The sequence below is a fragment of the Actinomadura sp. 7K534 genome, from assembly GCF_004348575.1.
Classification (GTDB): Bacteria; Actinomycetota; Actinomycetes; order Streptosporangiales; family Streptosporangiaceae; genus Spirillospora; species Spirillospora livida.
Genome location: NZ_SMKB01000229.1, coordinates 1 through 11,268, shown reverse-complemented (window position 1 = coordinate 11,268; position 11,268 = coordinate 1). Strand labels below are relative to the sequence as shown.

Genomic DNA, 11,268 nt, shown 5'->3' with positions numbered 1-11,268 from the left:
GGTCGTGGGCGGAGGCCGGCAGCGGCCGGGCGGCCGGCCGGAGTCCGTGGGCGGGGTCCGCGTGGCCCTCGGCGTGGTCTCCGGCGTCGTCGCCATCGCGCTGGCCGCCGTGCTGGTCGACCGGTTCGTCCTCGGCGCGGAGTGGTGGCAGGTGCGGCACACCGTGACCGCCGACCCCGTCGCGCCGCAGCGCGACGTGGGGCCGCCGCCCGGCCCGCTCACGGTGAGCTGGGAGCGGACGACCCGCATCCACCACGGGTCCGTCGCCGGCTACGACGGGGTCGCCTACGCGGTCGCGCAGGGGCAGCTGGTGACGGCGTCCGGGAGCGGGCTGGAGGTCCACGACGCGCGGACCGGCGCGGACCGCTGGAGCTACCGCCGCTCCGGCTGGACGCTGCTCGGCTGGGCGGCCACCCGGTCGCGGCTGCTCGGCTACTTCGAGCGGGACGGCGACCGCGGCGAGCGGCTGGTCATCGCGTTCGACGCGCTGTCCGGGGGCCTGCTTTGGCAGCGCGAGGGGCCGCGCCCCGCCGCGGTCTCCCGGAGCACGCTGCGCTGGCCCGCCGGGTCCGACGTGCTGCTGACCACCGACGACGAGCGCCGCACCCTGTTCGGGATCTCCGCGGTGACCGGGAACCGGGTGTGGCGGCTGCCGCTGCCGCGCGGCTGCCGGCTGTTCGAGGGCAGCGCGCGGCCGTCCGACGGGCGGGAGGACCTCGCGGCGCTGGCCCTCGACTGCGCCGGGAAGGCGCGGCACAGCCGGCTGCTGGCGGTCGAGCCGGGCGCGGGCACCGTCGCCTGGGACCGCTCCCTCGGGTCGAAGGAGTCGCCCGAGGTGTCGATGCTGGACGGCGTGACGCTCGTCGCCGACGGGACGGCGCTGCGCGCGTTCGACGAGGACGGCGAGCAGTTCGGCGTCTGGCGGGGCGACGGGGTCTGCGGCGACACCATGTGCCCGGCGGTGCTGCGGTCGGGGCGGCTCCTGGTCGTCCACCACCCGGACGGGGCCAAGCGCGGCGAGACTCGCATGGAGGCGGTGCGGGTGCCGTCCGGCAAGGTCGAGTGGAGCCGCGACGCACCCGCGTACGCGGCGCTCGCGCAGGCGGGCGGGCACGTGTTCGCGCTGCGTCCGCGGCTGTCGGGGCGGCTGCTGCCCGCGGGCGTGGACATCGTCGACCCCGGCGGCGGCGATGCCACGAGCGCGCCCGCGCCGATCTCGGTGAACCTCGACCTGCCCGGTCCCCGCCCGTGGCTGGCGGCGGCGGGCGGGCTGCTGTACGCGGCCGTCCCGCAGGCGGCGCCGCGCCCGGACGGCGCCGCGCGGCTGGTCGCGCTCCGCGGCGGCCTCGCGGGCGGCGGCCCGGCCGAACTCGGCGGCGTGCCGGCGGCGGACTGGCCGGACGCCTGCGCCCTGCTGGCGAAACCGGACCTCGTCGCGGCCCGCGTGGACGGCCACACCGCCGAGCCCGCCCGCACGTCCGGCGGGCCGGTGCGGCTGCCGCGCCCGGTGTCCTGCCGCTACGAGCCGCCCGAGAAGGACGGCGACGCCGGCGAACCCGAGGGGGAGGAGCCCGAAGGCGAGGGTGCGGAGCCGGCCTCGCCGGACCCGGCCGGGTCCGGCGAGGCCGGCTCCGAAGAGTCAGCGGGCCCTGGCGAGGACGGCGACGAGGAGCAGGACGCCGGCGTGGAGCGGACCGTGGGCGGCTTCACCGTCAGCGTCCGCTGGGTCGGCCGGACCGAGCACGTCGCGTCGCAGATGCTGGACGCCCTCCAGGCCACCCAGGCGAAGGCCCGCAAGCGCCGCGACATCGGCGCGGACGAGGCGTACGAGATCGGGCCCGCCACCGGCATGATCGCCCTGCGGGTCGGCCGGTACGTGGTGGTGGTCGAGGCCGACCGGCCGCCGGGCGTCGCCGCCCGCCTGGCCCGCTCCGTGGCGTACCGCCTGCACCACCCGTCCTGACCCCCGGGCGGGCGGTCAGAACCGTCAGAACTCGGGGACGGGCTCCGCGGTGCGGACGTGCTCGCGGCTCGCCCACGCTTCGAGCTGGGCGACGAAGCGCTCGGCGTGGACCGGCCAGTGGAAGCGCTCGCGGGCGGCCCGGTGGCCGCGAGCGCCGAGCCCGATGCGCAGCTCCGGGTCGTCGCGCAGCCGCAGCACGGCCTTGGCGGCGGCGCCCGGGTCGCCGAACGGGACGATCAGCCCGCACCCGGCGGACTCCACGATCTCCACGGCCGGCGGGTTCGGCGTGGTGACGACCGGGACGCCGCGGGCCATGTACTCCACGATCTTGGTCGGCATCGAGTGCCGGTAGTTGGGCTCGTCGTGCAGCAGCGCCAGCCCGGCCATCGCGCCCTCGGCGATGCGCAGCGCCCGGTCGTTGGGGACGAACCCGTACCAGCGCAGGATCCCCTCGCGCTGCGCGCCCCGGATCAGCTCCCTGATGTCGGCGTCGGCGGCGCCGATCAGCTCGACCAGGATGCCCTCGGCGGCCAGCACGCGCGCCATGTGCACCATGTCGAGCGCCCCGCGCGCCCTGGACAGCTGCCCGACGTAGACGGCGCGGCGGCCGTCCGGCGGACCGGGCGGCGCCTCGGCGACGTAGGTGGTGTTGGGCACGACCGGGTGCTCCTCGCGGAACCGCGCCCGGTAGCCCTCCTCGGCGAGCAGCAGGCGGTGCCGCCGCTCGCTGCGCCGCTCCAGGCGCTGCACGGCCGGGCGGAGCACCGGACGCGCCGGGGCGGGCAGCCAGCCCTTGGCGCCGAGGGCCGCGGCGGTGTCCTCGTGGACGTCCCACACGACGGTCCGGCGGCGCACCTCGCGGGGGAGGGACACCAGCAGCTCGGGGTCGTGGAGGAGGATCACGTCGGCGTAGGCGGCGTGCTCGGTGAGCGCGCGGTGGGCCGCGCGCAGCGCCCGGAGGCGGCGCCGCCCGATGGCGCGCGGCACGTCCACGGGGCTGATCTGCCGCCACGGGGTCGCATTGCATGCCCGGAACGGCGCGATGTACGTGACTTCATGGCCGGCGTCGAGGAGCGCGCGTATCTGCCGGTGCAGAATGCGCGCGTCCTCGGGGTGATGCACCACCGTGCAAACGCAGACCCGCATTTATCTCACTCCGTGCCGAAGCCCTCGATTGACTCCGAGTCTGGGCGGCCGATGGAAATTGCGGATGAATTCCGGTTGTCGGAGGCATGGACGGCGCCGGGCGATTGGTCCGCCGTGTGCTACTGGCGCGTCATGTACTCCGCCATGTCCCCCGCGGCGGCGCTAAAGCAGTTCGACGCCGTCCAGGTGGGCGTTGCGCGTCCGGCCCCGGGTGTCGAAGAGCAGGCGCGCGTTGCGCGTCAGCGTCCCGGAGTCGTAGGCGGTGTGGTCGGCGAGGACGATCGCCAGGTCGGCCGCCGCCAGCGCCGCGGCCAGGTCCGCGCCCGCGTTCGGGATCTCGGTGCCGTCCACCTCCCACGACCTGATGAACGGGTCGTGGAACGACAGGTCGGCCCCGAGCCGCGCCAGCCGCCGCGCCACCGGACGGGCCGGCGATTCGCGCTGGTCGGCGATGTCGGCCTTGTAGGTGACGCCGAGGAGCAGGACCCTGGCGCCCTTCAGCGCGCGTCCCTCCCGGTTGAGGAGCTGCTGCGCGCGTTCGGCGACGTACCGGGGCATCCGGTCATTGATCTCCTGGGCCAGCTCCACGAACCGGAACGGGTAACCCAGCGACCTGACCTTGTACGACAGGTAGTTCGGGTCGATCGGTATGCAGTGCCCGCCGACGCCCGGCCCCGGGCGGAACGCCTGGAAGCCGAACGGCTTGGTGGCCGCGCAGTCGATCGCGTCCCACAGGTCGATGCCCAGCTCGTTGCAGAACACCGCCATCTCGTTGACCAGCGCGATGTTCACGTGCCGGTAGGTGTTCTCCAGCAGCTTGGCCATCTCGGCCTCGCGGGTGCCCCTGGCCTGCACGACCCGGTCGACGAACTTGCCGTAGAACGCCGCCGCCGCCGACGCGCACGCCGGGGTCAGCCCGCCCACGATCTTCGGCGTGTTGTGCACCCCGTAGACCGGGTTGCCCGGGTCGATCCGCTCCGGCGAGAACGCCAGGTGGAACTCCTCCCCGGCGACCAGCCCGGACGTCTCCAGGATCGGCCGGACGACCTCCTCGGTGGTCCCCGGGTAGGTGGTCGACTCCAGGACCACCAGCGTCCCCGGCTCCAGGCGCCGGGCGACCGTCTCGGCCGCGCCGCGCACCGCGGTGAGGTCGGGGCCGCCCTCCGGCGACAGCGGCGTCGGCACGCAGATGACCACGGTGCGGGCGCCGTCCAGGACGTCCTCGTGCAGGCTCGGGACGAACCCGGCCTCCAGCATGTCTTCTATGTCGGCGGGCGAGACGTCGTCGATGTGCGACAGCCCGGCCTTGAGCCCGGCGACCACGCGCGCGTCGCGGTCGAGGCCGCCGGCCCGCAGGCCGGCCCGGCTGGCCGCCCGCACGAGCGGCAGTCCGACGTAGCCGAGTCCGATGACCACCAGATCCACCCGGTGGCTCCCTTCGCAGAATGTACGCGGTCGCGGTTCAGGGGATCGCGTAGGCGGTCCGGTATCCGGCCGTGACGGTGCGCCAAGTGCGTTCCGCCCGCACCCATTCCCGGGCCGCCTGCCCGATTTTCTGCCTTCTTTCCGGACTGTAAGCCAGGTCTTCCAGACAATTCGCCCATGATTCCGGGTCTTCCGGAACTGTTAACGCGCCGGTCACGCCGGGTTCCACGATTTCGCGAAGTGCCCTGACATCACTGGCTATGACGGGGATTCCCCCGGCCATCGCCTCGATCGGCTTGAGAGGCGTCACCAACCGGCAGACCCGGTCCGCACGGCGCGGCACCGCGAACACATCGAGGACGGCGTGGAATCGGCGAACGGACTCCATCGGCACCCGGCCGGTGAACACGGCGTGCACGCCGAGCCCGGCCGCGCGCCGTTCGAGCGCGCCGCGCTCCGGGCCGTCGCCGACCAGCAGCAGCGCGACCGGCGAGCCCCGGTCGCGCAGCAGCGCCGCCGCGTCGATGAGCGTGTCGATGCCCTCGTAGCCGTAGAACGAGGACGTCAGGCCGACGACCGGGGCGTCCCCGCGGATGCCGAGCCGCTCGCGCAGGTCGCCGGGGTCGGGGAGCGGTTCGAGGAACGTCCCGTCCACCCCGTTCGGCACCACGGCGATCTTCTCCTCGGGGATCCCGCGGGACGCGATCTCCGCCCGCATCGCCTCGCCGAGCGTCACGACCGCGTCCGCCTCGGCCATGCGGCGCGTCTCCAGCTCCCGGGTCAGCCGGTAGAACTCGTCCGTCTCGCGGTGCGCGGGGTCGCGCGACAGCCAGGAGTCCTCCAGGAAGCCGCGCACCTCGTAGACGACGGGCAGCCCGTGCCGCCGTCCCAGCTCCAGCGCGACGGCCGCGTTCAGGTGGTTGCTGACGGCGTGCAGCACGGCCGGCCGCAGCTCCGCGACCAGCCGCCCGGCCAGGTCGGCGCTCCTGGCGACGGCCCGCACCGGGTCGGCGGGCGGCAGCCAGGGGAGCAGCCGGTGGTACGGGACGCCGTCGACGTCCACCCGCGTCCGCGCGTCCCCGCCGCCCTGGCTCAGCGGGTACCCGAGCCGGGTCACGACGTGGGTGTCGAGGCCCGCCTCCCGCTGGGCCTGGGCGATCCGGTGCGTGCGGACGGTGTATCCGGCGTTCGTGGCGGGAAGCGAGTTCGTCACGAACTGCAGGACGCCCCTGCCCCGCGGCTCGGCGCGGGGGGCGCGGGGGGAAGGCGGACGGGCCAGCAGGCGGCGCAGGTCGGCCGTCTCGCGCCGGACGTCCCGCGGCTTCGGGACCACGAGCGGGGAACGGCGCAGCCGGGCGCCGAACGGGGTGCGGGCGACCAGCCGGACCGCGAGCCGGGACGCCCGGCCCGGGTCGTCCCGGACCTGCCGCCAGGCGAGTCCCACCAGGTAGACGGGCTTCTTTGTGAGCACGGCGGGCGAGCGTAGGCGACCCCGGTGAACAGAAGGGAAATCGTGTTGGCACCCATCGTGCACGTCCTCGGGGCGCGGCCGAACTTCGTCAAGGCCGCCCCGGTGATCGGCGCGTTGCGCGCCGCCGGCGCCGAGCAGGCCGTGGTCCACACCGGCCAGCACTACGACGCGCGGATGTCGGAGATCTTCTTCACCGAGCTGGGGCTGCCCGAACCCGACGTCAACCTCGGCGTCGGCTCCGGCGGGCACGCCGAGCAGACCGCCGCGCTCCTCGTCGGCCTGGAGAAGGAGTTCACGAGCCGTTCACCCGAGCTCGTCATCGTGTACGGCGACGTGAACTCGACGATCGCCGCCGCCCTCGTCGCGGCCAAGCTGCAGATCCCCGTCGCCCATGTGGAGGCGGGGTTGCGCAGCTTCGACATGTCCATGCCGGAGGAGGTCAACCGGCGGATCACCGACCAGCTGTCCGCGCTGTGCCTGGTCACCAGCCCGGAGGGGATCGGGCACCTGGCGGCCGAGGGCGTCCCGGTGCACCGGACCCACCTCGTCGGCAACCCGATGATCGACACGCTGCTGGCGAACCTCGGCTCGTTCGACACGGACCGGGTCCGGCAGGAGCACGGGCTGCCCGGCCGGTACGTCCTGGCGACGATGCACCGGCCCGCGAACGTGGACGCGCCCGAGACGGCGGCGGCCCTCGTCCGGCACCTGCACGGCGTCGCCGACCTCGCCGACCTGGTCATCCCCGTGCACCCGCGCGGCCGGGCGAACCTGCTGGCCGCCGGGCTGGACGACCACGCCGGGGTGCACATCCTGGAGCCGCTCGGGTACATCGACTTCATCGCGGCCGTGCGGGGGGCGGCGGCGGTCGTCACGGACTCGGGGGGACTCCAGGAGGAGACGACGATCCTCGGTGTGCCGTGCCTGACCGTCCGGCCCAACACCGAGCGGCCCATCACCATCACCCACGGCACCAACCGCCTCGTGACGTTCGAGGAGCTGGTGCCGGGGGTTCGAAAGGCGCTGGAGTCGGGTCCGGTCGCCGCCGACCGCAAGCCGCCGCTGTGGGACGGCCACGCCGGCCCCCGCATCGCCGAAGTGATCATGAGGTATCTGGGTGAGTGACGAGGCCGGGACCGGCGCGCGCCGGGAGGCGAAGGCGTACCAGCAGGTCGGGCGGCTGAAGGCGACGCTGCGCGAACGCGAGGCGCGCCTCGCCGAGCTGGAGAAGCGGGTCGCGGCGCTGGAAGCCTCGACGGCCGTGCAGTTCGGGCGGCTCGTCGCCGGGGCCGCGCGCAATCCCCGGCGCGGGCGGCGCCTGCCGCGCGACCTGTACCGGCTGTGGCGCAAGCGCAACGCGCCCGTGTCGGCGTCCGGCAGGGGCGGCGGCGGGGCCGTCCAGCCCGACCGGGTCGACCGTCCCGAGAACCGGCTGCTCGTCGCCGGGCCTTGCGACCGCCCGATCGTCGCGGGCGTCCTCGCCCCGCGCACGGCCGCCGAGCTCGCCGAGCACGTCGAGGTCGTCCCGCTGTACCCGCACGACGCCGCGATCGTCCTCGACCGGGCGGACGTGGACATGGTCGTCGTGGACGCATCGGCCGGCGAACCCGGCGGCCCCTGGGCGTACCTGGGCGTTCCCGGCATGTACGACCGGGACGCCGCGCTGGACGAGATCCGGCGGATCGCCGCGGCCCGCACGCTGCCGCTCGTCCTGCTCGGCGGCGCCCCGGCACCCGCCACCCTCGCGGCCCTGACCTGGGACGCCGTCCTCGCGGACGCCGGCCGAGTCGGCGCACTACTCGAACCCGTCCGTTGAAAGGAAGCACTTTGCGACCACGCGCCCTCGTCTACGGCGACGTCGATCTCAACATGATCGACGGTTCGGCGATCTGGGCCCAGGGCATGGTCCAGGCCCTGTCCCGCGCCGGCTGCGAGGTGACCCTGGTCCTCAAGGCCCCGGTCCGGACCGGACGCCTCGTCGACCCGCTGCGCGCTCTGCCGGGCGTCACCGTCCGCAGCCCGCACGCCGAGGGCCTCTGGGACGGCGTCATGGCCGCCGGGCACGCCGCCGCGATCCTCGCCCACATCGACGCGGAAAACCCGTACGACCTGGTCGTCGTCAGGGGGCGGCGCATCGCGGGCAAGCTCGCGATGGGCCCCCTCGCCGGACGCCTCTGGACGTACCTCACCGACGTCCCGCAGTCCGCCGCCGAGTTCACCGCCTCCGCCAAGGGCGAACTGCGCCGGATCGCCGACGCCTCCCGCGTGCTGCTCTGTCAGACCGAGGAGCTCCGCGGCTTCCTGGAGGGCGCCGTCCCCGCCGCGGCGGGCAAGAGCGTCCTGTTCCCGCCCGTCGTCGTCCTGCCCGACGGGCTGGAGCCCCGTGCCGCCGGGGCCCCCGACGGCCGCGCGCTCCGCCTCGTCTACACGGGCAAGTTCGCGCCGCGCTGGAACACCTACGAGATGACCTCCCTGCCGCGCCTGCTCGCCATGCGCGGCGTGGACGCCGAACTCCACATGGTCGGCGACAAGATCCACGACGACCCCGCCGACCCGGGCTTCGCGTCCCGGATGCGGACGGCGCTGGAGACCGGGGAGGGCGTGATCTGGCACGGCGGCCACCCGCGCGCCGAGGCGATGCGGCTGACGGCCGCCTCCGACGTGGGCCTCTCCTGGCGGGACCCTGCACTGGACGCGAGCCTCGAACTGTCAACGAAGGTCTTGGAGTGCGGCACGCTGGGCGTCCCGGTCGTCCTCAACCGGACGCCCATGCACGAACGCCTCCTCGGCGCCGACTACCCGCTGTTCGCCGCCACCGAGGACGACGTCCTGGACGCCCTCACCCTCATCGGCAAGAACCCCGACGTCTTCACGCTTGCCGCGGACCGCTGCCGCGCGGCCGCCGCCGAATACACGCTGGACGCCGCCGCCGACCGCCTCCGGACGTACCTTTCCCAGACCTTCCCGGAGCCGTCCGAGGCCGTCCTCTCCGTTAAGTCACGCCCCCTCCGCGTGGGCGTGGCGGGCCACGACCTCAAATTCTTCACCCGCCTGCTCGACTACCTGCGCTCCCGCCCCGACATGGAAATCCGCGTAGACCATTGGGCCGCCCTAAAGGCCCACGACGAGAAACGCAGCCAAGATCTGGTCGATTGGGCAGACGTCGTCATCTGCGAATGGTGCGGCCCCAACGCCCTCTGGTACGCCGAGCACAAGCGCCCGGACCAGCGCCTCCTCGTCCGCCTGCACCGCTTCGAGCTCTACGCGGCCTGGCCCAAGCAACTGAAGATCGACGCCGTCGACCGCGTCATCTGCGTCAGCCCGCACTACAACTCGCTCACCCGCGAGACGACCGGCTGGCCCGCGGAGAAGGTCGTCACCGTCCCCAACTGGGTCGACGACGCCCAACTCGACCGCCGCAAACTCCCCGGCGCCGAACACCACCTGGGCATGATCGGCGTCGCGCCGTCCCGCAAACGCCTCGACCTGGCCCTGGACGTCCTGGAGGAACTCCGCCGCGAAGATTTCCGCTTCACGCTCTTCGTCAAATCGAAACTGCCCTGGGACTACTGGTGGATCTGGCAGAAGGACGAGGAACGGACCCACTACGAGAAAGTCTTCCGTCGCATCCGCCGTTCCCGCCTCCTTTCCGGCGGGGTCGTCTTCGACTCCTACGGCCGCGACGTAGCGTCCTGGCTGCGCCGGATCGGTTTCGTCCTTTCCACCAGCGACGACGAGAGTTTCCACCTGGCACCCGCCGAAGGAATGGCGTCGGGCGCCGTCCCGGCCCTGCTCCCATGGCCCGGCTCGGACAGCATCTACGACACCCGCTGGATCCACGAAACGCCGTCGGCAATGGCCGCGTCCATTGCCACAACGGTCTCCGATGACCGCTGGGAAACCGAGGCGGCCCTAGCCCGCACCCAGGTGACGAACGCCTACGGCCTGACCGAGGTCTGCCGCCAGTGGACGGACCTCCTCACCGGATAGCCTCACGATCCGGCCGGGGCACGTCCGCGAACGGCGACAGCGAGAACCACCCCGGCAGCGCCCGGCGCAGCGCCTCGGGCCCCCGCGTCTCGACCGCCCCGGCCCGCAGCGCGTCCCGCCACCCGACGTCGCCGCGCCAGATCAGCACCATCTGCCGCAGCTCACCGGTCACCGTCACCGACACCTCGAACCCGGGGTCGACATCGCACACGTCGGCGCCGCCGGGCGTGAGCACCAGCCACCAGTGGCGTTCCCGGGCGGCGGCCACATCCGGGAAGGTGAACAGCACCACGGTCCGCCCGTCCGGGACGGCGCCGCAGTCGACGTTGCGGCGCATGTCCCACATGAGCAGCCGCGGATCGAGATCGCGGTCGCCGAGCTCCCCGACCCAGCGGACGCCCCACACGGCCAGCGCGTCGACGACCGGCCGCAGCTCCTCACCCGCCGCGGTCAGCACGTACCGCACGTCGTTCCCGTCGACGCGCTTCTCCACCACGCCCGCCCGCACGAGCTGGTTGAGCCGTTTCGACAGCAGCGTGGGCGACATCCGCGGCACCCCGCGGCGCACCTCGTTGAACCGCTCGCTCCCGGACAGCAGCTCACGAATGATCAATAACGTCCAGCGCTCATCGAGCAGTTCCATCGCCTTCGCCACGGGACAGAACTGGTAATAAGAGGCCCCCATACAACGAAGGCTAGAACGGTGCCGCCCTCCAGTACAGATCCTGTACTAGGAAGCCGCCTTCCCCCTCCATAGCGTGTGGCGAAACGAGGGGAGAAGACATGGGGGAAAAGACCGACGCGGTCAAGGCCGGTCACAGAAAGATGTGGGCGCTGGGCGACTACCCGTCCCTGGCGGCCGAAGTCATCCCGAGCCTGGGCGAGGTACTCGTTCGCGCGGCGGGCGTGACCAGCGGCGACCGGGTCTTGGACGTCGCCGCCGGCTCGGGCAACGCCGCCGTCCCGGCCGCCCGCACCGGCGCGAAGGTGGTGGCCAGCGACCTGACACCGGAACTGCTGGAGGCCGGCCGCAAGCAGGCCGACGCGGACCTCGAATGGCGCCAGGCCGACGCCGAGGCACTGCCGTTCGCCGACGGCGAGTTCGACGTCGTCCTGTCCTGCGTGGGCGTCATGTTCGCCCCGCACCACCAAGCCGCCGCGGACGAACTGGTCCGCGTCTGCCGCCCGGGCGGCCGGATCGCCCTGCTCAACTGGACCCCGGAAGGCTTCATCGGCCAGATGTTCGCCACCATGAAGCCCTACGCCCCACCGC

Annotated in this window: 9 protein-coding genes; 5 read left to right on the top strand and 4 right to left on the bottom strand. The window is 73.5% G+C overall.

Features of this window, described 5'->3' with window-relative positions:
• Positions 1-1,963 (top strand): PQQ-binding-like beta-propeller repeat protein (locus E1266_RS30300; protein WP_207946000.1); only part of this gene is annotated, 1,963 nt, incomplete at its 5' end.
• A gap of 24 nt (positions 1,964-1,987) precedes the next feature.
• Here the strand turns inward: E1266_RS30300 and E1266_RS30295 are convergent.
• The 3 genes from E1266_RS30295 to E1266_RS30285 form a co-directional block, all read right to left on the bottom strand.
• On the bottom strand, positions 1,988-3,109 hold the full coding sequence (locus tag E1266_RS30295; protein ID WP_132052848.1) for a glycosyltransferase family 4 protein: 1,122 nt from the start codon (positions 3,107-3,109) through the stop codon (positions 1,988-1,990).
• A gap of 162 nt (positions 3,110-3,271) precedes the next feature.
• Positions 3,272-4,534 (bottom strand): nucleotide sugar dehydrogenase, encoded by a 1,263-nt coding sequence (locus E1266_RS30290; protein ID WP_132052846.1) that lies wholly within the window; start codon positions 4,532-4,534, stop codon positions 3,272-3,274.
• A gap of 37 nt (positions 4,535-4,571) precedes the next feature.
• On the bottom strand, positions 4,572-6,005 hold the full coding sequence (locus E1266_RS30285; RefSeq protein WP_243719066.1) for a glycosyltransferase family 4 protein: 1,434 nt from the start codon (positions 6,003-6,005) through the stop codon (positions 4,572-4,574).
• 57 nt (positions 6,006-6,062) lie between these two features.
• Here E1266_RS30285 and wecB point away from each other — a divergent pair, with 57 nt between their 5' ends.
• The 3 genes from wecB to E1266_RS30270 are packed head-to-tail and all read left to right on the top strand — an operon-like array spanning position 6,063 to position 9,995.
• Positions 6,063-7,130: a UDP-N-acetylglucosamine 2-epimerase (non-hydrolyzing) gene (gene wecB, locus E1266_RS30280; RefSeq protein ID WP_207946001.1), complete on the top strand. Its 1,068-nt coding sequence runs from the start codon at positions 6,063-6,065 to the stop codon at positions 7,128-7,130.
• On the top strand, positions 7,123-7,821 hold the full coding sequence (locus tag E1266_RS30275) for a hypothetical protein (protein ID WP_132052840.1): 699 nt from the start codon (positions 7,123-7,125) through the stop codon (positions 7,819-7,821). Before wecB ends, E1266_RS30275 begins: the two co-directional genes overlap by 8 nt.
• A 53-nt stretch (positions 7,822-7,874) precedes the next feature.
• A complete protein-coding gene (locus E1266_RS30270) occupies positions 7,875-9,995 on the top strand; it encodes a glycosyltransferase family 1 protein (RefSeq protein WP_243719068.1) in 2,121 nt (706 codons plus the stop codon).
• Here the strand turns inward: E1266_RS30270 and E1266_RS30265 are convergent.
• A complete protein-coding gene (locus E1266_RS30265) occupies positions 9,985-10,680 on the bottom strand; it encodes a helix-turn-helix domain-containing protein (RefSeq protein ID WP_132052838.1) in 696 nt (231 codons plus the stop codon). The two genes, E1266_RS30270 and E1266_RS30265, sit on opposite strands and share 11 nt — an antisense overlap.
• 98 nt (positions 10,681-10,778) lie before the next feature.
• Between E1266_RS30265 and E1266_RS30260 the strand changes: the two genes are divergently transcribed.
• Positions 10,779-11,268 (top strand): class I SAM-dependent methyltransferase (locus tag E1266_RS30260; RefSeq protein WP_132052836.1); only part of this gene is annotated, 490 nt, incomplete at its 3' end.

Coding starts and splice junctions, on each gene's coding strand:
- E1266_RS30295 (WP_132052848.1), bottom strand. CDS start 3,109: ATGCGGGTCTGCGTTTGCACGGTGGTGCATCACCCCGAGGACGCGCGC.
- E1266_RS30270 (WP_243719068.1), top strand. CDS start 7,875: ATGATCGACGGTTCGGCGATCTGGGCCCAGGGCATGGTCCAGGCCCTG.
- E1266_RS30265 (WP_132052838.1), bottom strand. CDS start 10,680: ATGGGGGCCTCTTATTACCAGTTCTGTCCCGTGGCGAAGGCGATGGAA.